Source organism: Nocardia shimofusensis NBRC 100134 (assembly GCF_001613125.1).
In the GTDB taxonomy this organism is placed as follows: domain Bacteria; phylum Actinomycetota; class Actinomycetes; order Mycobacteriales; family Mycobacteriaceae; genus Nocardia; species Nocardia shimofusensis.
On record NZ_BDBT01000009.1, the window covers coordinates 180,108 to 199,645 of the forward strand.

A 19,538-nucleotide genomic window follows, 5' to 3' on the forward strand; every position below is an offset into this window, starting at 1 on the left:
CCAGTGTGCTCGCTCGTGGCGGTTGGAGGGTGGTACCGGTGATACCACGCTCGTTCGGCCCTCCCCGGGGGCTGTGCGCACTGGAACCGTTGTCGGCATGACCAACGACAGCACCACCATTGCTCTGATCACGGGAGCCAACAAGGGCCTCGGCTACGAAACCGCACGCTCGCTCGCCGCCCGCGGCGTCACCGTCCTGCTCGGCGCCAGGGATCCCGAGCGCGGCCGGGCCGCCGCGGAGAAACTGGCCGCCGAGGGCGGCGAGGTCCGCTTCGTCCGGCTGGATGTCACCGACGCTGCCTCGATCACCGCGGCGGCCGAGTACATCGACACCGAATTCGGCCGGCTGGACATCCTGGTCAACAATGCCGCCATCACCGGCGGCTTCGATACCGGCCTGCAACCGTCCACCACCTCGGTCGATTCCCTGCGCACCGTGTACGAGACGAATGTGTTCGGCCCGGTGGCGGTCACCAACGCCGTGCTGCCGCTGCTGCGTCGCGCCGAGGCCGCGCGCATCGTCAATGTCTCCAGCGAGGGTCGGCTCGGTGCAGCTGATGAACGACCAGGACGGCCCGATGTGGCCGATGACGTCGATCACCTATCCGTCGTCGAAGACGGCGCTCACCATGATCACCACCATGTACGCCAAGGAGCTGTGGGACACCCCGATCAAGGTCAACGCCGCGAACCCGGGCTACTGCGCGACCGACCTCAACCACAACACCGGCTTCCGCACCCCCGAACAGGGCGCCGAGCCGATCGTGCATCTGGCGACCCTGCCTGCCGACGGCCCGACCGGGCAGCTCTGGGGCTACCGCTGGGGCGCCACCGATGGCATCGAATACGGGCGACTGCCCTGGTGATCAGCACCTGTGCAGACCTGGGGACAACTTCCGATCCGGGCCCCGGATCCAGGACGCGCCGGTAGGCCCCGCGCGGAATCCGCTCCGCTGTAGACCCGCCGATGCCGTGACGGCCGCTCGACGCAGGCGTGCGTGGAACCTCGAACACAGAACGGGCTCGGACCGATCCACCGGTCCGAGCCCGCCGTGTCGCCGGGTCACTCCGAGGCAGTCACCTTCGAAGAATTACGCAGGGCCGCGAGCGCGTCGAGCCGCGCCTCGGCCTCGTCGACGATCCGTTCGACGAGTTCCTTGCAGGTCGGCAGGTCGTCGATGATGCCGGTGACCTGACCGGCCGCGAGCACACCCGCCTGGGTATTGCCCTCGACCAGGCCCGCCCGCAACAACATCGGGGTATTCGCGGCCATGATGACCTGCGACCACGTGAGGTCCTTGGTCTTGCGCATGGCCAGCCCGTCGCGCACCAGGGCCGACCACTTCATGCCGGTCATCTTCTTGAACTTCGCCGCGTTCGCCACCGCGGCGGTGAAGCCGCGCCAATTGCCCGAATGTTCCAGGCGCTGCACCAGTTCGGTGTTGAGCACCCGGTGCGGCATGCCGTCGACCTTGAGCGAGACCACGGTGTCCTGCAGGTGCCGGTTCAAGTACTCCTGCTTCACCGCGTCGGGCACGCTGCTGTCCTGGGTGAGCAGGAAGCGGGTGCCCATCGCCACCCCGGCCGCGCCGTAGGCGAGCGCGGCGGCCAGGCCGCGGCCGTCGAAGAAGCCGCCCGCGGCGACGACGGGGATATCCACCGCGTCCAGCACCGAGGGCAGCAGCAGGGTGGTGGCGACCGGGCCGGTGTGCCCGCCGCCCTCGCCGCCCTGCACGATCACCGCGTCCGCGCCCCAGGAGGCCACCTTCACCGCGTGCTTTGCCGCGCCGATTGACGGGATCACCACGACCCCGGCGTCTTTGAGCTTCGCGATCAGGTCCTGCTTGGGCGCGAGCGCGAAGGAGGCGACGGCGACCTTCTCGCGGATGAGCAGGTCGATGCGCTCGCCCGCGTCGCCCGCGTCGGCGCGGATGTTCACGCCGAAGGGCCGGTCGGTCTGCGCCTTGGTCTTGGCGATCGCCGCTTCCAGCTCGGCGTAGGTCATCGTCGCCGAGGCCAGGATGCCCAGGCCGCCGGCGTTGGAGGTCGCCGAGACCAGGCTCGGGCCGGCCACCCAGCCCATGCCGGTCTGCACGATCGGGTGCTCGATGCCGACCAGGTCGGTCAGCGCGGTCCGCAAGCGCGGTGTCGGGGTGGTCACGAGGACGGCACCTCCTTCTCACGAATCTTCTTCGGATCCAGCACTTCCCGGATGATGCGCAGCTGCTCGGCGCTGGGCGCGGGGGTCTGCGGCGCCTCGGCCAGGCCGACGACCTCGAAGGAGGTGTTCTCGGCGACCTCCTCCGGGGTGACGCCGGGGTGCAGGCTGCGCGCGCGCATGGTGTGCTCGGGGCCCTCGAAGTCGAAGACGCCGAGGTTGGTCACCACGCGGTGGATCTTCAGGAACCGGAAGGCCGGGTTGTCCGGGTCGACCTTGTCGTAGCCGACGCCGCAGACGATGTCGACGGCGTCGACGAAGACGCGCTTGTTGTGCTTGGCGACCCAGTAGCTGGTCGCGTGGTTGATGGTGTTGCCGGGCGCGCCGCGCAGGCCGAACATCTGCCGGGTCGGCTGCTGGTGCGCGCCGAACGCGGAGAGGTTCTGATTGCCGAACCGGTCGATCTGGTTGGCGCCCATCACCACATGGCGACGGCCGGAGGCGAGCACGTCGAAGACCTTGCGGAACGGGATCCAGCCCTCGATGGGGGACTTGCCGCCCAGCGGGGGAGTGTCGGCGAGCAACAGCGCCTCGCCGTCGGACATCAGCAGATCCGGCTCGGTGGTGAGCCGGGCCAGCCGGGCGCCCAGGGTCGCCATCGGCGTCATCGGCGAGGCCACGATCTCGCCCGCGCCGTCGAAGATCTCGGCGCAGGCGACCGCGCAGTACTCGGCCCTGGTGATGGTCTCGGTGCTGGTCATCGCGAGCCCTCCTGCTGTTGCGCGAACCGGCGGACGGCGGCCTGGTACTCGTCCTCGGAGACCGCCAGATAGGTGTCGACGAACTGCTGCCAGGACTCCGGCGTCTTCGCCGCTTCCACGTAGTGGCGCTGGAACTTCTCGTCGCGCCCGTAGCCGCCCGCGAAGGTGAAGTGCGCGCCGCCCGGTGCCTCGACCACGCCGTCGACCATCATGCGGTTGAGCAGAAGTTGCTGCGGGACAACCGTTTTCACCAATTCCTCGGTGTCCACCACGCGCTCGACCGAGAGGTAGCGGCGCTCGGCGGCCATGCAGTACAGGTCGTCGAAGTACGGGTCGATGCCGGTGTAGGCGGCATTGCCGTGCTCGTCGGCGATGTCGAGATGCACCAAGGCGGCGTCGAGGTTCAACGCGGGCATGGCGGTGAGGGTTTCGGTCCTGCCCTCGGCGTCCGGATACGGCGAGGCGACGGTCTTCAGCTCACCCTCCCAGAAGGTGAACACATCTGAGCCGAGGCCCGCGCGGATCGGCAGGAACGGCAGCCGGGCCGCGGCCGCCTCCAGCCCGCACTTGAGCATGCCCTCGTCCATCTCGCGCGACACGATCGCTCCGGAAGTGCGGGCCTTGCCGAACCACGGGTCGTAGAACGGCGCGGAGTCCAGCGACACGAAGCCGTAGTAGGCCTTGCGGACCTTGCCCGCCGAGCACAGCAGACCCAGGTCGGGGCCGCCGTAGCTGACCACGGTCAGGTCGGTGAGGTCCGAGCGCAGGATGGCGCGCACCAGCGCCATCGGCTTGCGCCGCGAACCCCAGCCGCCGATACCGATGGTCATGCCGCTGCGCAGCTCGCCGACCACGTCGTCGAGCGACATTCGTTTGTCTTTCATCGGTCCTTACTCCTGGTTTCCGGACTTGCTCGCCGCGAGGTCGTCGTCGAAGCGGGCGCGGATCTCGTCGGCGACGCCCGCCAGATTCAGCTCGAAGGTGAAGCCCTGCTCGTAGCGGTAGCTGCGGTGCACGTCCTGGATGTCGATGCCGTTGAGCGCCTTCTTCGCCGCGCGGATCACCCGGCCGTCCTTGGCGGCGATGTTCTCGGCCACCTTCAACGTGGCGGCGTCGAGTTCGGCGCGCGGCACCACCTGGTACACCGAGCCGTGGTGGTGCAACTGCTGGGCGGTGATGGTGCTCGCGGTGTAGAACAGCGCGCGCATCAGATGCTGGGGGACCAGCCGGGCCAGGTGGGTGGCCGCGCCCAGCGCGCCGCGATCGACCTCGGGCAGGCCGAAAGTGGCGTCGTCGGAGGCGATCACGACATCGGCGTTGCCGACCAGGCCGATGCCGCCGCCGAGGCAGAAGCCCTGCACCGACGCGATCACCGGGACCGGGCAGTCGTACACCGCGCCGAAGGCCTCGAAGCAGCCGTGGTTGGCGTCGATGAGCGCCTGGTGTCCGGGCTTGCTCTGGATCTCCTTGATGTCGACGCCCGCGTTGAAACCGCGGTTCTCCGCGCGCAGCACCACGACCTTGGTCTTCCGGTCGCGCCCGGCCTCGCGGATCTCGTCGGCGATGGCGAACCAGCCGTCGGTCGGGATGGCGTTGACCGGCGGATAGTCGATCGTGACGACGGCGACGCCGGTGGATTCGGTGTGACGGTTGATGCCCATCGCAGGCCCTTCGTTGATGCAGCTCTGGTTGACAAAGCGAGTGGTTGGCAAAGCAAGCAGTTGCTTGGTAGGTTAGCACGGTGGGACTCGAAATCGACCTGTCCGATCGCGTCGTCTTGGTGACCGGCGGGGTGCGCGGTGTAGGCGCGGGCATCAGCCGGGAATTCCTCGCCGCCGGAGCGACCGTCGTCGTGTGCGCGCGCCGCGAACCCGAGACGCCGGTGAGCTACGAGGGCAGGCAGGCGCACTTCCTGCCCTGCGATGTGCGCGACGCCGAGGCGGTGCGCGCCCTGGTCGACACCGTGGTCGCCACCCACGGCCGCCTCGATCACGCGGTCAACAACGCCGGTGGCGCGCCGTTCGCGCCGGCCGCGACCGCGAGCGTCAACTTCCACACCAAGATCCTGGAACTGAATCTGATGTCGGCGCTGTGGGTTTCGCAGGCCGCCAATGCCGTGATGCAGGAGCAGCCCGAGGGCGGATCGATCGTGATGATCTCCAGCCTCAGCGGGCACCGGCCTTCGCCGGGCACCGCCGCCTACGGCGCGGCCAAGGCGGGCGTGGACAGTCTCACCCAGTCGCTGGCGATGGAATGGGCGCCCAAGGTGCGCGTCAATTCCCTGATCGTCGGGCCGGTCGAGACCGAGCTGAGCGAACTGCACTACGGCGATCGGGCGGGCATCGACGCGGTGGCCTCGACCATCCCGCTCGGGCGGCTGGCCAAGCCCGAGGACGTAGGCCGGGTCGCGGTGTTCCTCGCCTCTCCGTTGGCCTCCTACGTCAGCGGGGCGATGGTGCAGGTGCACGGCGGCGGCGAACGGCCTCCGTTCCTCGCCGTGTCCACCGCGGGAAATGGCACTTCGGGAAACAGCACCGCGAGCACGGGCGAGCAGCAGCGGGCATGACCCGCACCGAACGGAAAGAGGACAACGGAATGGATCAGCAGATCTGCGCGGGGCGCGTCGTCATCGTCACCGGCGCCGGACGCGGGATCGGCCGCGCGCACGCGCTGGCCTTCGCCGCGGCGGGCGCCCGGGTGGTCGTCAACGACATCGGCTCGTCCCTGCACGGCGACGCCACCGGTGAGCGCCCCGCCGAACAGGTGGTCGCCGAGATCCAGGCGGCGGGCGGCGAGGCGGTGGCCAACTACGACGATGTCGCCGACTGGACGGGATCACGCAATCTGATCCAGCAGGCCGTGGACACCTTCGGCACGCTCGACGTGCTGGTCAACAACGCCGGATTCGTGCGCGACCGGATGCTGGTGAATCTCTCCGAAGAGGAATGGGATTCGGTCGTCCGGGTCCACCTCAAGGGACACTTCGCGACCATGCGGCACGCGGCCGAGTACTGGCGCGCGGAAGCCAAGGCAGGCCGCCCGGTCGACGCGCGCGTGATCAACACCAGCTCCGGCGCGGGCCTGCAGGGCAGCGTCGGGCAGTCCAATTACGGTGCGGCCAAGGCGGGTATCGCCGGGCTCACCCTTACCGCCTCCGCGGAATTCGCCCGTTACGGCGCGACCGTCAATGCCATCGCGCCCTCGGCGCGCACCCGGATGACCGAGACCGTCTTCGCCGACATGATGGCCAAGCCCGACTCCGGCTTCGACGCCATGGCCCCGGAGAACATCTCCCCGCTGGTGGTGTGGCTGGGCAGTGCCGAATCGGCCGGGGTGACCGGCCGGGTGTTCGAGCTCGAGGGCGGCAAGGTGGCCCTCGCCGACGGCTGGCGCCACGGCGTCGCCGTCGACCGGGGGGCGCGCTGGGATCCGGCCGAGCTGGGTCCGGTCGTCGCCGATCTCATCGCCAAGTCGGCGCCGCCGGAAGCGGTGTACGGAGCCTGATCAGGCATTCTCGACCGTGGCCGGGTCCAGCGCGTCGAAAGTGGTGTTGTAGCCGCTGTACTCGGCATTCTCCCGGTTGCCGACGTTCTTCGCACATTATTCGGGAAGCGCATTAGTATTTGCTCCCGTTGTACGAAGTCCCGGCGGGAGTGGGTGACCGAGCGGGATCGTCGCTGTACAGAGGGGAGGCGGCGCATGGCCGCTGGTCGCGCGAGGCGCGTTGTGGCCGTGGCGAGCGCTGTTACCGGTATCGCGCTGTTCGCTTCCGGCGGCGCGTGGGCTTCGCCGGGAGGTGATCCCCACGACGGCGGCAAGCCACCGTTCGACTCGGTCACGCCTGTCCAGGCCGAGCCCGCTCAGCCCGCGCTGGACCCCGGCGATGCCCCCCTCGATCTGCCGGTGGACAAAGGCGGTCCGGGTAACGGCAACTCCGGGAACGGGAACTCCGGGAACGGGAACTCCGGGAACGGGAACTCGGGCGGGGCCGCCCCGTGGATCGTCGCCCCTGGCGGCGGCTCACCCGGCAGCGACGGTCTCGGCGGCGCCTCGAACGACAACTCCGGGGCGGGCAACCCGGCCGACGGCAACTCGGACGGTGGGAGCCCCGGCGGCGGAAACTCCGGCAACAGCAATGCGAACGGGACCCTCGGCAACGGGAACCCGAACAACAACAATCCCAGCGGCGGAAATCCGGGGAACGGCAACTCCGGCGACCAGGGCAATGCCGGGAACCAGGGCAATGCCGGCAACCAGGGCGACGGCGGCGCGGACCCCGGGCAGGGCGACGGCGGTCCGATCGCGCAAGACCCCGGCATTCCCCCGACCGGCCCGGCCTCCGAGGCGGGCGCGAACGGCGCACCGGCACCCGGGGGCGTTCCTGTCGCACCGGAACTCGCGCCGACCCCGCCCGCGACCCCCGGGCCGATCGATGCCGCGGGCTCCGGCGCGGGTTCGGCGGCGGTCGGCTCGGCGGGCGCGATCATTCCGCTCGGCGCCGGCTCGGCCGGTCTCGCCGCCGTACTCGGCATCGGTTCGTCGGGACTCGCCGCCGTACTCGACACCGGCTCGGCGGGCGTGGGTCCGGGCCTGGCGACCGGCTCGGCCGGAGTCGGCATCGGTCTCGGTGCCGGGTCCGTGGGCCTCGGCCCGGGGCCGGGTACCGGCTCGGCCGGCAATGGTCTGGGGCTGGGTATCGGCTCGGCCGGCAATGGTCTGGGGCCGGGTATCGGCTCGGCCGGCCACGGTCTGGCGCTCGGCGCCGGTTCGGCCGCGGCACCGCTGCTGCTCCTGTTGATCCCGCTGCCCAGCCTGCCCGCGCCCGCTGCCCCCTCGGCGCCTGCCGCGCCGCCGACGCCGCCGGACATTCCCTCCGCGCCGGCGCCCGCCCTCCCTACCGGGCCTTCCCTGCCTACTGCCGGACCGTCCGCTGAGCAGGCCGCTGCCGGGCCGTCCACTGAGCAGGTCGCGCTCCCGGTGTCAGCGCCCACCGTTGTCGAGGCCGCACCAGATTCGGCGGCGCCTACCCCGGCCGACCGGCCTCGGCCGCTCGCGTCGCCACCCGCACCGCAGGCCGCGCCGGACCATTCTGTGCGGCCCGCCGGCGCCGACGGCGAGCCTCCCGATCCGGACGCGCTGGTGGTGATCGGCGGTCTGGCCGCGATGGCGCTGGCCGCCGCGGGCGCGGGCGCGGTCAGCTTCCAGAGCGCCTCCGCCACCCAAGCCCGAGTCGACGCCGCGCGCGCCGAGTTCTTCGGCCCGAGGTTGTAGGGCCCGAGGTTGTGAGGATGACCATGAGTCAGAGCAGACCCCAGAACAGTTCACGGTCCTACCGTCGGGTCGCGGCCGCGGTCGACGCGGTCTGCGCGGTCGCCGCCGACTTCGACGCCACCACGCTGGACGAGGTGGTCGCCGCCGTCTCCGCTGAGCGCATGCGCGATATCGAGATCGCCGACGCCGACCTCGGGCCGGGTGTCTGTGGTCAGCGGCGCTTCTATCCGGACCGCGACGTGATCGTGCTGGCGACAGCGTTGCCCAGCCGTGAGCACACACTGGCACACGAACTCGGGCACATCGTGTTCGAGCATCAAGGCGCGCCCGCGGTCGAGGTGACCCTCGAGGCCAGTGACGACCTGATCGCTTACATGCTCAGTCAGCGGGCGCACCAGCAGATCGTCGACGACGGCGCGGACGAGATGGCCGAATGGGAGGCCGAGACATTCGCCGCGATGTTGATGACCCGGCTGCGCGTGTTCAACAGCCGGGGCGCGGGCGTCTCGGCCCTTCGATTCGACGAGGCTCTCGGATGATCGTCTGGTTGACGGCTCTGCTGGTATGGGTCGCCGTCGGGGCCCGCGTCGGCCGCGTACTGGTGCGACCCGCGACGACGCCGCGCGTGGCGATCGTGATCGCGGTGGCCGCGGTCGGCACGGCCGCCACCGTGACGGCTCCGGAAATCGCACTGGCACTGGACAATTTGCGTCCGGAGGGGCTGCCGACCGGATCGTTGTCCGCCGGCGCGCACCTGTCGGCCTGGATCGCCTTCGCCACGGCCACCTCGGTGGTGGCCGCCGCCGCGTGGCCGGTGGTGTCGCGGCGCAATCTTCGCCAGATCGCGCTGGTGATCTACGGTGTGGGCGTGCTGGCGATGCTGGGCGCGCTGGTGTCGTCGTTCACCGCCGGTTGGGTGGTGCTCGCGCTGGCCTGTGCGTTCATCGTGCTCACCGGCGTGCGCAATCTGGACTGGACCGCACTCGGCCGAGGTATCGCCATCTATGCCGCGGGCTCTGCCGTGGTCGGCGTGCTCGCGTCGCTGCAGGCCTGGCGCTCGTGGACCGGCGCCGAGTCGATGGGACCGGGGCAGGAGCAATGGGCGTGGCAGGTCTGGTCGGCGGCCGCGGCCCTGATCTCGCTCGGCGCGGTGTGGATCGTGGTGGAACTGTGGGCGCGCGCCAAACAGACGTTGCGTGAGACCAGGGCATTGCACCGGACGATGCTCGAGCGCTTTCCCGAGGTGATCGCGCACGAGCGACCGAGTTCGTCCACCCAGTTGCGCGCCTCCGATCAGGTCGCCCAGATCATGGACGCGCTGTATCTGCAGTCCGGCAGCGGTATCGAACTCGTCGCCGCGGGCAGGCCGCCCGCCGACGTGCCGATGCGGGCCGAACGGGTGGCCCGCTGGGCGCGTAACCCGTTGGGCGAGATCGTGGTCGACGCGCGCTGGATCGCGCCGCCGGAGGGCATCAGCCCGCGTGGCTGGGTGCGGACGATCGCCCGGGCTTTCGACGCGTCCGACGAAGTCATGCTGGTGAGCGGCAATGCCGAACGCTGACCGCCCGATCGCACGCTGACCGCATCCGCACAGCGACCTCGACCTCACATCCGTGGGCGCCCCACTGTGAGGTCGGGCGTCGCCGGCCGGCACTGTGCTGAACACCGGGTAAACACCCGGACATTAGGGTCTTCTCACAGAGATTCGCGATCGCTGTACGATCACCGGAAGCGTTGCCCGGGCACGTTTTGGTGAGATGGGTATCCGGTCGCGGAAATGCACGCACGTCTGTACTTGCAATAGTGAGTTTCCGCGTGAGACGCCGAAACGTGAATTGGTCGTGGCATTGCCGCCACCTCGCCGCCGCTCGCCGCTCCCGCACGCGGCAGCGCGACGGCATGGCCGCCCAGGCGGGCGGCGGGCAGAACGCGGGCAGTGCGGCCCGAAAGCCGCACTGCCCGCGTCGCCTGTGAGCCTATTCCGTGCCGTCCGGAGGAATTTCGGGCAGGCCTTCGCTTGCACGCAACTTCTCCGCCATGGAGGTCAGCAGGTTCTGTGATTCTTCGGAGAGGTCGAACGCCCTACTCGACAAGCGACGCAGTCCATAGCCCTGCAGCTGGGACAGCAGCTCCAGATCGTGATCGATCTTGGCAGCGTAGATGTCGTTGAAGAAGTAGTCCGGCTTGACCTTGAAGAACTTGGCCAGCGCCGCCACCGTTTCATCCGAGGGATTCGTCCGCTGTCCCGACCGCAGCTGCGAGAGATACGGTTTCGAGATCGGATGACCGGAGGCGGTCAGCGCAGCCGCCACCTCCGCGTTGGTGTGAGGCTTGCGCCCCGGGGGATGCACGGTTTCGAACAGCTTGTTCAGCCGCGCCGCGAAATCAGCCATTGTGAGCCGCCCAATTCCCTTCACTGTACTAACAGTCGTTATCTCGGATACCTATCATTGATATTAGCGGCTCAGTAACTGAAAACCTACGCCTGATTCGGGTTTTCCTCGGCGAATCAGGGCTCCGATGTGGCGAACCGGTTGTCTCTGTCGCGTTTGCGGGTCGCCCCAACGTCTCCAGTGGACACCCGGTACGCCCCGGTTCCGGCCCGTCGCGGAGGTCTTCGAAAGTCGTCCCATGATAACTATGGGATAGCTGACATCTCATGTGTTTTGTGCCGAAGGAGATGGTGTGGTGTACGACACGTTTTGGCGCGCTGGGGATGAAGGTTCAACATGGTGCCGAGAATTGGGCAAATCGGCTAGAGGCGCTCGATGATCGTGCCGGTCGCCATCGCTCCGCCGGCGCACATCAAGATCATCGCGGTGCTTCCGCCGGTCCGTTCGAGTTCGTGCAAAGCCGTTGTGATGAGCCGAGACCCGGTCGATCCGACCGGGTGGCCGAGCGCGATCGCGCCGCCGTTGACGTTCACCCGGTCCATGTCCGGCTTGTGCACCTGGGCCCAGGACAGCACGACCGAGGCGAAGGCTTCGTTGATCTCGAACAGATCGATATCGCCGATGCTCATGCCCGACCGCTCCAGCAGCCGGGAGCAGGCCTGCACCGGGCCGTCGAGATGGAACTCCGGCTCGCCGCCGACCAACGCCTGGGTGCGGATCCGCGCGCGCGGGCGCAAACCCTCGCGCTGGGCGACCTTTTCGTCCATGAGCAGAACCGCGGCCGCGCCGTCGGAGATCTGCGAGGAGCTGCCCGCGGTGTGGATGCCGCCTTCCATGACCGGCTTCAGCTTCGCCAGTCCTTCCTTGGTGGTCTCGCGCAGGCCCTGATCGCGGGTCACCTCGTGCTGCTCGCCGGTGAGGTTGCCCTCCTTGTCGACCACCGGGGCGGTCACCGGGATGATCTCGCGGTCGAAGCGACCCTCGGCCCAGGCCTGGGCGGCCAGTCGCTGGGAGCGCACGCCGAGTTCGTCCACGTCGTCGCGAGTGATGCCGCGCCGCTTGGCGATCCGTTCGGCGGCCTCGAACTGGTTGGGCAGATCGATGCTCCACGAGGCGGGGCGGCGCGCGCCCGCGTTCTCGCCGAGATTGGCGCCCAGTGGAACTCGGCTCATCGCTTCCACGCCGCAGGCCATGCCGATCTCGATGGCCCCGGTGGCGATGAGGCCGGCGATCAGGTGGTTGGCCTGCTGGGCCGAGCCGCACTGCGCGTCGACGGTGGTCGCCCCGGTCTGCCAGGGCAGTCCGGCGTGCAGCCAGGCGACGCGGGCGATGTTGTTGGACTGCTCGCCCGCCTGGGTGACGCAGCCGCCGATGACCTGTTCGATCAGGGCCGGGTCGAGGCCGGCGCGATCGAGCAGGCCGCGCTGGGCGAGGCCGAGGAGTTCGGCGGCGTGCAGGCCGGCGAGTGCGCCGCGGCGCTTGCCGATCGGGGTGCGTACGGCCTCGACGATGACGGGAGTGCCCATCGGGGGAACCTTCCTCTAGGGGAAAACTGGAACGTGTGACAGCTGGTTGCCCAGGTCTTCTTTACTAGTGCAGCCACCTGTGCTGGAATTGATTGTAGAACGTGTTTCAGTTTGTCGACGTGGTCAATCGGGACGTGGGCAATCTGCGAGCGAGACAATCTGCGGTGAAGGAGACATCTGGTGGTTGAGACTCGGAACGCCCGCCCGAATCTGCCGGAAGGGTTCGACGTGACGGACCCCGACATCTACGCCGAGCGAGTTCCGGTCGAAGAATTCGCCGAGCTGCGCCGGTCCGCCCCGGTCTGGTGGAACCCGCAGCCGCCGGAGGTCGGCGGTTTCCACGACGAGGGTTTCTGGGTCGTCTCCAAGCACGCCGACATCAAGGAGGTGTCGCGGCGCAGCGACGTGTTCTCCAACTTCGAGAACACCGCCATCCCGCGCTTCAACGACGACATCACGCGCGAGCAGATCGAGCTGCAGCGCATCGTCCTGCTGAACATGGACGCTCCGGAGCACACCAAGCTGCGCAAGATCATCTCGCGCGGCTTCACCCCGCGCGCCATCAACGGCCTGCGCGACGAGCTCTCGGCCAAGGCCGAGCAGATCGTCAAGGCCGCCGCCGAGGCGGGTTCGGGCGACTTCGTCACCCAGGTGGCCTGTGAGCTGCCGCTGCAGGCGATCGCCGAGCTGATCGGCATCCCGCAGGAGGACCGGATGAAGGTCTTCACCTGGTCCAACCAGATGACCGGCTACGACGACCCGGACAACGACGCCGACCCCGTGGTCGCCTCGGCCGAGGTGCTCGGCTACGCCTACCAGATGGCCGCCGCCCGCAAGGCGTGCCCGGCCGACGACATCGTCACCACCCTCATCGAGGCCGACGTCGACGGCGACAAGCTCACCGAGGAGGAGTTCGGCTTCTTCGTGATCATGCTGGCGGTCGCGGGCAACGAGACCACCCGCAACGCCATCTCGCACGGCATGATCGCCTTCCTGGAGAACCCCGACCAGTGGGAGCTCTACAAGAAGGAGCGCCCGGCCACCGCCGCCGACGAGATCATCCGCTGGGCCACCCCGGTCACCTCCTTCCAGCGCACCGCGCTCGAGGACGTCGAGCTCGGCGGCGTGCAGATCAAGAAGGGGCAGCGCCTGGTGCTGGCCTACCGGTCGGCCAACTTCGACGAGGACGTCTTCGAGAACCCGCAGAAGTTCGACATCATGCGCGAGGACAACCCGCACCTGTCCTTCGGCGGTACCGGTGCGCACTTCTGCATCGGCGCGAACCTGGCCCGCCTGGAGATCGACCTGATCTTCAACGCCATCGCCGACCACCTGCCCGACATCACCAAGATCGGCGATCCGCAGCGGCTGCGTTCGGGCTGGCTGAACGGCATCAAGGAGTTCCCGGTGGACTACAGGACCGGTGGTTGCCCGGTCGAGCACTGACGCTCGGGTCCGCCCCGGCCGCGAGCGACACCGCGGCCCGGCGGCTCGGCGTAGCGACTGCGGTGCGGCGTAGCGACATCGCGGTCCGGCCGGTCTGTGCGTGACGGTGCCGAGTACGGCGCCGCGTGTGCGAGACCTGCGGAATGCGAAAGGCCCTCGAATCCAGGCGGATTCGAGGGCCTTCGTGGTCGCCCGGCGGCGATGCGGAGGTTCAGCCCACGGGCCGCGCGGTCTTCATGGCGCGGTCGAGCTCCCAGTAGGCGCGCAGCGCCGCGATCTTGCCCTCGGCGTCGACCCGGTAGGTGAAGACCCCTTCGGCATCGATGAGGTGCCCGCCCAGGGTGGTGCGGATGAGGCCGGTGAAAGCGACCTCGTTGCCGCAGGCGAAGGAGTCGTCGAAGAGGAATTCGATGGACTCGGTCGGGGCGATCGCGGTGTCCCAGAACGCGCCGATGGCGTCGAGGCCGTGATGGCCCTTGCCCTCGGGGTCGAAGCCGGACGGGCCGATGGGGTCCTCGACCACGCCGTCGGCGGCGAACAGCGACAGCCAGGCGAGCTTGTCGCGGGAGCGTACCGCGGCCTGAGAGGCCAGGCCCGCCGCCCGCGCGGGATGCTCGGGTATCGAGGCGTCGGCCGGGCCGGTGGTCGTCGAGCCCGCGGTCATCGCGTCCGCCCCTGGATGGGGTCGGCGATGTACTTCTCGGCGAAGCGGCGCAGCGACTCCTGCTTGGCGGCGAGGTCGCCGTCGAAGCCGATGCCGTCGAACAGCCAGGGCACGACGATCGCGTCGGTCACGCCCGCGTCGGCGAGATCCTGGTACCCCTCGCGGCCTGCCTTGTCCACGCAGACCGCCTGGATCTCGAACGGGATCTCGGAGCGGCCGAACTCGGCGCGCAGGGCGTCGAGCTTGCCGATGGTGCCGGTCAGTTCGGCGAAGGTCATCATGGCCGAGGTCCAGCCGTCGCCGACCCGGGCCGCCCGGCGCAGCGCCACGTCGGTGTGCCCGCCGATATAGAACGGCACCGGCTCGCTCGGCGCGGGGCTGATCTGCAGCTCGTCGAAATCGTAGAACTCCCCGTGGTATTCGACCATGCCGCCGCCCAGCGCCAGCTTGATGACCTCGATCATCTCGTCGACCCGGGCGCCGCGACGGGCATAGGGCTGCCCGCACCACTCGAATTCCTCCGGCGCCCAGCCGATGCCGACGCCGAACCCGAACCGGTTGTTCGACAGGTTCGCCACCGAGCCGACCTGCCTTGCCAGCAGCAGCGGATTGCGCGAGCCCAGCTTGAGGACATTGGTGTAGAAGCGCAGCCGGGTGGTCACCGCGGCCATCGCGGTGGCCCCGATCAGCGGGTCGACCCACGGGGTGTCCGCGCCCCAGAATCGGGAGCCGTCGGCGGTGTAGGGGTACTTCGCCGCCGCCGACTTCATGTAGAACAGCGAGTCCGGCAGTGCGATGGAGGTGAAGCCGCACTCCTCGGCGGTGCGCGCCAGCTCGCCCAGCTGCTTCAGCGGGCTGAGCGCTATGCCGAGGGTGAACTGCAACGGCTGTGCGGACACTGTCATGCGCCCGGCCGATCCGAGCCGACGACCCACATCGAGAAGTACTGCGAGCCACCGCCGTACGCGTGACCCATCGCCTTGCGCGCCCCGGCGACCTGGTAGTCGCCCGCCCGGTCCATGACCTGCTTGGCGGCCTCGGCGAAGCGGATCAGCCCGGAGGCGCCGATCGGGTTGGAGGAGAGCACGCCCCCGGACGGGTTGACCGGGAGCCGGCCGCCGATCTCGGTCTCGCCCTTCTCGGTGAGCTTCCAGCCCTCGCCCGGCGCGGCGAAGCCCAGGTTCTCCAGCCACATCGGCTCGAACCAGGAGAACGGCACGTAGATCTCGGCGGCGTCGATCTCCTCGAGCGGATCGGTGATGCCCGCGGCCGCCCACAGCGCGGCGGCGGCATCCTGGCCCGCCTGCGGGTTCACGTGGTCACGGCCGGCGAAGGTGGTCGGCTCGGTGCGCATGGCGGTGCCGTGGATCCAGGCCACCTTGCGGCCTTCGGACTCGACCTTCTCGGCGGCTTCGGCGTCGCCGATGACGATCGCGCACGCGCCGTCGGAGGACGGGCAGGTCTCGTCGAAACGGATGGGGTCCCAGAGCATCTGGGATTCCAGCACCTTCTCCAGCGTGATGTCGGGCTGCTGGAGGTGGGCGAGCGGGTTCTTGGCCCCGTTGCGGCGGTCCTTGACCGCGACCATGGCGCCGATGTGGGTGGGCGCGTTGGAGCGGCGGATGTAGGAGCGCACGTGCGGGGCGAAATACCCGCCCGCGCCCGCGCCGACCGGCATGGTGAACGGGACCGGAATCGACAACGCCCACATGGCGTTGGACTCCGACTGCTTCTCCCACGCGATCGCCAGCACCCGCTTGTGCACCCCCGCCTGCACCAGGTTGGCGGCCACGATGCCGGTCGAGCCGCCCACCGAGCCGGCGGTGTGCACGCGCAGCAGCGGCTTGCCGGTCGCGCCGAGCGCGTCGGCGAGGTAGAGCTCGGGCATCATGACGCCCTCGAACATGTCGGGGGCCTTGCCGACCACCACGGCGTCGATATCGGCGATGGTGAGGCCGGAATCGGTGAGCGCGCGATCGATGGCTTCGCGGCACATGCCCGCCATCGACACATCGTGGCGCTTCGTCACGTGATGGGTCTGTCCGGTGCCGAGCACCGCGGCCGGGAAGCTCATCGGCTCGCCTCCGAATCCAGGACGGTCACAAGGTTCTGCTGCAGCACCGGGCCGCTGGTGGCATGGGCGAGCGCGCGTCCGGCCGTGCCGGTCATGATCGCCGTGGCCGCGTGGCCGATGCGCTCGAGTCCGGCGGCGAACATGGGGTTCGCGGCCAGCGCGCCACCGGAGGGGTTGATCCTGGTCTCCGGTTTCAGGCCGATGGCCTCGGTGAGGATCAGCTGCTGGTGGCTGAAGGGGGCGTGCAGTTCGGCCAGGTCGAAGCCGCTCACATCGCCGCCGGTGGCGGCCTGGGCGGCCGCGGCGGCCGAGGGGGAGACAGTGAGATCCCGCGCGCCCAGCGTGGGGGAGTCGATGCGATGGGCCATCGCGGTGATCCAGGCGGGGCGTTCGCGCAGTTCGCGGGCGCGATCGCCGGTGGCGAGCACGATCGCGGCGGCGCCGTCGGTGATCGGCGCGACGTCGTGGGCGCGCAGCGGGTCGGCGACGTAGGGCGAGTCGAGCAGGGCGTCGAGGTCACCGGATTGGCCCGCGGCCACAGCGGCCATGTCGCGTTCGCTCCAGCGGCCCGCGTCGATACCCGCGCGGGCCTGCAAGCCCGCGATGGACAGCGAGTCCGGCCACAGCGGGGCGACCAGATACGGGTCGAGCTGCATGGTCAGGACGCGGCGCAGGCTGCCCGCCGAGGACTTGCCGAAGCCGTAGACCAGGGCCGTGGACGCCTGGCCGGACTTCAGCTTCACGAAGGCCTCGTAGAGCGCCCAAGCCGCGTCCATCTCCACGTGCGACTCGTTGATCGGCGGCACCGCCCCGATCGAGTCGACCGCGGAGATGAACGAGAAGGCGCGTCCGGCCAGGTAGTCCGAGGAGCCCGAGCACCAGAAGTCGATGTCGGACTTGGTGATTCCGAGTTCGGTGTAGAGCTGCTGGAAGCAGGGCACCAGCATCTCGACACCGTTGGTGGTGCCGAAGGTCTCCGGCACGTGCGGCGCGTGGGCGAAACCCACGACCGCGATGTCGGTGGAGTTGTCGGTCAACGTGCTCGCCTCTCAGAGATGGTGCTGGTAGGTCTCGTAGTCGGCGTCGGGTTCACCGCTCGGCTCGAAGTGGTCCACGTTCTCGAGCCCGTGGCCCCACTGCTCGCGCGGTTTCCAGACCGCCTTCACCCGCATGCCCATCCGTACCTCGCTCGCCTCGCAGCCGAGCACCAGGTGCAGTACCGGGATGTCGGCTCCGTCGAGCAGCACATAGGCCGCCACATAGGGCGGCTTGATGCGCTGTCCGAGGAAGGGCACGTTGACGATGCAGAAGGTGGTGACCGTGCCGTGGTCGGACAACTCGATGTAGTCCTCGGTGGGCAGGCCGGAGGTCGGATTGGCGCCGCGCGGCGGGAAATACACCTTGTCGCCGGCGTCGGTGCGCGCGCCGATCAGCTTGCCCTCGGCCAGTCCGCGCAGATACACCGTCTCCTGCGGGGAGGCGGTGTGCTTGTAGGACAGATCGACCGGCGTGGTGATCATGGTGACCGGCTCGGCGCCGCCCTCGGAAGGGGTCGGCGCCGTGGGCGCTGCGGAGCCTTCGCCCGGCTCGAAGCAGACGATGTCCTTGATGTCGCCGGTGGTCTCCTGCGCCCAGCGCGCCCGCACCCGCAGACCGGTGTGGATCTGCTCGGGGGAGGCGACGTCCACGGCGTGCAGCAGGGCGGAGTCGGCGCCGTCGAGGGTGATCAGAGCCCAGGCGAACGGCCGGTCGAAGGGCTGGCCGGGCTGCGGCTCGCGCACCCAGGTCCAGGTGGAGACGGTGCCGGTGTCGGCGACATCGACGAAATCGGTGAGCGGGAGATTGCTCACGGGGTCGTATTCCGGCGGGGGAACGAGCACCCGGCCGTCGCTGCCGCGGGCTCCGACGACCTTGCGGTCGCGCAGTCCGGTCAGGAACGCTCCGATGGTCGGTCCGACCGAGCGGGTGTAGTCGAAGCGCATCCTCAGGGGCGCGCTCAGCACATCGGGTGCCGTGCTGGTGGCGGTGTCCAATTCCGGCCCTTTCTCGGCGGTGACAGTGGTGGTGAGGGCGCCGTGGCGAGGTTCGTGATCGTGCTCGACGGGCGCCGGGACGACGCCGGACGCGCTATTCCCCTCGGTCACGCTTTCGAGTAGAACAGGTTCTTATTCTGGTGGCAAGCAGCAGTGCGCGGAAAGGGTCGATCATGAAGTTCGGACTGCAACTCGGATATTGGATGGCGCAGCCGCCCGCCGACGCGGGGGAGTTGGTGGTCGCCGCCGAAGCGGCCGGGTTCGACGCCGTCTTCGCGGCCGAATCCTGGGGCTCGGATGCCTTCGGTCCGCTCACCTGGTGGGGTTCGCGCACCGAGCGGGTCCGGCTGGGCACTTCGGTGGTGCAGATGTCGGCGCGCACCCCGGCGGCCACCGCCATGCACGCGCTGACCCTCGATCACCTCAGCGGGGGGCGCGCGGTGCTCGGGCTGGGCGTGTCCGGCCCGCAGGTGGTGGAAGGCTGGTACGGGCAGCCGTTCGCCAAGCCGCTGCAGCGCACCCGCGAGTACGTCGAGATCATTCGTAAGGTGCTGGCCCGCGAGGCGCCGGTGACCAACGACGGACCGCACTATCCGCTGCCGTACGCGGGTCCGGGCGCGACCGGTCTCGGCAAGCCGCTCAAGCCGATCGTGCACCCGCTACGTGCGGATCTGCCGATCTGGCTGGGCTCGGAGGGCCCGAAGAATGTGGCACTGACCGCCGAGATCGCCGACGGCTGGCTGGCGATCTACTTCGCTCCGCGACTGGCCGAGATGTACCACTCCTGGCTGGACGAGGGCTTTGCCCGGCCGGGCGCGCGCCGCTCCCGCGAGGACTTCGAGATCGCCGCCAGCTGTCAGGTGGTCATCACCGACGATCCGGCCGCCGAACTCGAGCGGATGCGCTGGATCATGGCGCTCTACATCGGCGGCATGGGCGCCCCGGAGATGAACTTCCACGCCCAGGTCTACCGGCGGATGGGTTACGACCGCGAGGTCGACGAGATCGGCGCGCTGTTCCAGGCCGGGCGCAAGGCCGAGGCCGCCGCCGCGGTGCCCGACGAGCTGATCCTGGACACCGCGATCATCGGAAACGAGGCCCATGTGCGCGAGCAATTGAAGGTCTGGGAGGCGGCCGGGGTGACCATGATGTTGGTGTCGGCGCCCGACGTCGAACACCTCCGAAAGCTCGCCCCCCTTGTCGATCGGTAGA

The 19,538-nt window shown here is 69.3% G+C and carries 19 protein-coding genes and 1 pseudogene; 9 read left to right on the forward strand and 11 right to left on the reverse strand.

The annotated features are described in order from the left end of the window. Positions 1-97 precede the first annotated feature (97 nt). A pseudogene (locus NS3_RS30435) lies at positions 98-514 on the forward strand (SDR family NAD(P)-dependent oxidoreductase); the annotation flags it as partial. A 43-nt stretch (positions 515-557) separates the two neighbouring features. Beyond that, positions 558-866: an SDR family NAD(P)-dependent oxidoreductase gene (locus tag NS3_RS30440; RefSeq protein WP_307609864.1), complete on the forward strand. Its 309-nt coding sequence runs from the start codon at positions 558-560 to the stop codon at positions 864-866. A gap of 197 nt (positions 867-1,063) precedes the next feature. Here NS3_RS30440 and NS3_RS12755 read toward each other — a convergent pair whose 3' ends face one another. The 4 genes from NS3_RS12755 to NS3_RS12770 are packed head-to-tail and all read right to left on the reverse strand — an operon-like array spanning position 1,064 to position 4,580. Beyond that, a complete protein-coding gene (locus NS3_RS12755; protein WP_067858646.1) occupies positions 1,064-2,161 on the reverse strand; it encodes an NAD(P)H-dependent flavin oxidoreductase in 1,098 nt (365 codons plus the stop codon). After that, positions 2,158-2,919, reverse strand: coding sequence for a CoA-transferase subunit beta (locus tag NS3_RS12760; RefSeq protein WP_067858649.1), 762 nt, complete (start codon positions 2,917-2,919; stop codon positions 2,158-2,160). The genes NS3_RS12755 and NS3_RS12760 overlap by 4 nt, the downstream gene beginning before the upstream one ends. Further along, complete coding sequence (locus NS3_RS12765) at positions 2,916-3,803, reverse strand: CoA transferase subunit A (RefSeq protein ID WP_067858652.1); 888 nt, start codon at positions 3,801-3,803, stop codon at positions 2,916-2,918. The genes NS3_RS12760 and NS3_RS12765 overlap by 4 nt, the downstream gene beginning before the upstream one ends. Positions 3,804-3,809: 6 nt before the next feature. After that, the gene (locus NS3_RS12770; RefSeq protein WP_067858655.1) at positions 3,810-4,580 is read right to left on the reverse strand and encodes an enoyl-CoA hydratase family protein; all 771 of its coding nucleotides are present in this window, start codon (positions 4,578-4,580) and stop codon (positions 3,810-3,812) included. A gap of 80 nt (positions 4,581-4,660) precedes the next feature. Between NS3_RS12770 and NS3_RS12775 the strand changes: the two genes are divergently transcribed. From NS3_RS12775 to NS3_RS12795, 5 genes are all read left to right on the forward strand, one after another. Continuing rightward, complete coding sequence (locus NS3_RS12775) at positions 4,661-5,485, forward strand: SDR family oxidoreductase (RefSeq protein WP_067858658.1); 825 nt, start codon at positions 4,661-4,663, stop codon at positions 5,483-5,485. Further along, positions 5,482-6,423, forward strand: coding sequence for an SDR family oxidoreductase (locus tag NS3_RS12780; RefSeq protein ID WP_373865297.1), 942 nt, complete (start codon positions 5,482-5,484; stop codon positions 6,421-6,423). The genes NS3_RS12775 and NS3_RS12780 overlap by 4 nt, the downstream gene beginning before the upstream one ends. Before the next feature lie 228 nt (positions 6,424-6,651). Then, the gene (locus NS3_RS12785) at positions 6,652-8,190 is read left to right on the forward strand and encodes a hypothetical protein (RefSeq protein ID WP_157101298.1); all 1,539 of its coding nucleotides are present in this window, start codon (positions 6,652-6,654) and stop codon (positions 8,188-8,190) included. A gap of 23 nt (positions 8,191-8,213) precedes the next feature. Beyond that, positions 8,214-8,729, forward strand: coding sequence for an ImmA/IrrE family metallo-endopeptidase (locus NS3_RS12790; RefSeq protein WP_067858895.1), 516 nt, complete (start codon positions 8,214-8,216; stop codon positions 8,727-8,729). Beyond that, complete coding sequence (locus tag NS3_RS12795; protein WP_067858667.1) at positions 8,726-9,751, forward strand: hypothetical protein; 1,026 nt, start codon at positions 8,726-8,728, stop codon at positions 9,749-9,751. Before NS3_RS12790 ends, NS3_RS12795 begins: the two co-directional genes overlap by 4 nt. A gap of 415 nt (positions 9,752-10,166) precedes the next feature. Here NS3_RS12795 and NS3_RS12800 read toward each other — a convergent pair whose 3' ends face one another. Continuing rightward, positions 10,167-10,583 carry a helix-turn-helix domain-containing protein gene (locus NS3_RS12800; protein ID WP_011207048.1) on the reverse strand — a complete coding sequence of 139 codons (417 nt, stop codon included), beginning with the start codon at positions 10,581-10,583 and terminating at the stop codon, positions 10,167-10,169. A 362-nt stretch (positions 10,584-10,945) separates the two neighbouring features. After that, positions 10,946-12,109: a steroid 3-ketoacyl-CoA thiolase gene (locus NS3_RS12805; RefSeq protein WP_067858670.1), complete on the reverse strand. Its 1,164-nt coding sequence runs from the start codon at positions 12,107-12,109 to the stop codon at positions 10,946-10,948. 180 nt (positions 12,110-12,289) lie between these two features. On the opposite strand from NS3_RS12805, the gene NS3_RS12810 reads away from it, so the two are divergent. Beyond that, entirely contained in the window at positions 12,290-13,555 is a 1,266-nt protein-coding gene (locus NS3_RS12810; RefSeq protein ID WP_067858673.1) for a cytochrome P450, read from the forward strand. A gap of 211 nt (positions 13,556-13,766) precedes the next feature. On the opposite strand, the gene NS3_RS12815 is transcribed toward NS3_RS12810, so the two are convergent. From NS3_RS12815 to NS3_RS12835, 5 genes are read right to left on the reverse strand one after another with little or no spacing between them, the layout of a single operon-like run. Beyond that, positions 13,767-14,219, reverse strand: a complete 453-nt coding sequence (locus NS3_RS12815) for a nuclear transport factor 2 family protein (protein WP_067858676.1) — start codon at positions 14,217-14,219, stop codon at positions 13,767-13,769. Then, a complete protein-coding gene (locus NS3_RS12820) occupies positions 14,216-15,103 on the reverse strand; it encodes a TIGR03619 family F420-dependent LLM class oxidoreductase (RefSeq protein ID WP_067858898.1) in 888 nt (295 codons plus the stop codon). Before NS3_RS12820 ends, NS3_RS12815 begins: the two co-directional genes overlap by 4 nt. A gap of 17 nt (positions 15,104-15,120) precedes the next feature. Next, positions 15,121-16,293 (reverse strand): thiolase family protein, encoded by a 1,173-nt coding sequence (locus NS3_RS12825; RefSeq protein ID WP_067858679.1) that lies wholly within the window; start codon positions 16,291-16,293, stop codon positions 15,121-15,123. Then, positions 16,290-17,330, reverse strand: coding sequence for a thiolase family protein (locus tag NS3_RS12830; RefSeq protein WP_067858682.1), 1,041 nt, complete (start codon positions 17,328-17,330; stop codon positions 16,290-16,292). The genes NS3_RS12825 and NS3_RS12830 overlap by 4 nt, the downstream gene beginning before the upstream one ends. A 12-nt stretch (positions 17,331-17,342) precedes the next feature. Beyond that, positions 17,343-18,275: a Zn-ribbon domain-containing OB-fold protein gene (locus NS3_RS12835; protein WP_067858901.1), complete on the reverse strand. Its 933-nt coding sequence runs from the start codon at positions 18,273-18,275 to the stop codon at positions 17,343-17,345. 224 nt (positions 18,276-18,499) lie between these two features. Here NS3_RS12835 and NS3_RS12840 point away from each other — a divergent pair, with 224 nt between their 5' ends. Next, positions 18,500-19,537 carry an LLM class F420-dependent oxidoreductase gene (locus NS3_RS12840; protein WP_067858685.1) on the forward strand — a complete coding sequence of 346 codons (1,038 nt, stop codon included), beginning with the start codon at positions 18,500-18,502 and terminating at the stop codon, positions 19,535-19,537. Position 19,538: the final 1 nt, after the last annotated feature.

Excerpts from the sequence above, each read along its gene's own strand:
- NS3_RS12835 (WP_067858901.1), bottom strand. The coding sequence starts at position 18,275 with ATGCGCTTCGACTACACCCGCTCGGTCGGACCGACCATCGGAGCGTTC.
- NS3_RS12780 (WP_373865297.1), top strand. The coding sequence starts at position 5,482 with ATGACCCGCACCGAACGGAAAGAGGACAACGGAATGGATCAGCAGATC.
- NS3_RS12825 (WP_067858679.1), bottom strand. The coding sequence starts at position 16,293 with ATGAGCTTCCCGGCCGCGGTGCTCGGCACCGGACAGACCCATCACGTG.
- NS3_RS12770 (WP_067858655.1), bottom strand. The coding sequence starts at position 4,580 with ATGGGCATCAACCGTCACACCGAATCCACCGGCGTCGCCGTCGTCACG.
- NS3_RS12815 (WP_067858676.1), bottom strand. The coding sequence starts at position 14,219 with ATGACCGCGGGCTCGACGACCACCGGCCCGGCCGACGCCTCGATACCC.
- NS3_RS12800 (WP_011207048.1), bottom strand. The coding sequence starts at position 10,583 with ATGGCTGATTTCGCGGCGCGGCTGAACAAGCTGTTCGAAACCGTGCAT.
- NS3_RS30440 (WP_307609864.1), top strand. The coding sequence starts at position 558 with ATGAACGACCAGGACGGCCCGATGTGGCCGATGACGTCGATCACCTAT.
- NS3_RS12790 (WP_067858895.1), top strand. The coding sequence starts at position 8,214 with ATGAGTCAGAGCAGACCCCAGAACAGTTCACGGTCCTACCGTCGGGTC.
- NS3_RS12765 (WP_067858652.1), bottom strand. The coding sequence starts at position 3,803 with ATGAAAGACAAACGAATGTCGCTCGACGACGTGGTCGGCGAGCTGCGC.
- NS3_RS12795 (WP_067858667.1), top strand. The coding sequence starts at position 8,726 with ATGATCGTCTGGTTGACGGCTCTGCTGGTATGGGTCGCCGTCGGGGCC.
- NS3_RS12840 (WP_067858685.1), top strand. The coding sequence starts at position 18,500 with ATGAAGTTCGGACTGCAACTCGGATATTGGATGGCGCAGCCGCCCGCC.
- NS3_RS12760 (WP_067858649.1), bottom strand. The coding sequence starts at position 2,919 with ATGACCAGCACCGAGACCATCACCAGGGCCGAGTACTGCGCGGTCGCC.
- NS3_RS12805 (WP_067858670.1), bottom strand. The coding sequence starts at position 12,109 with ATGGGCACTCCCGTCATCGTCGAGGCCGTACGCACCCCGATCGGCAAG.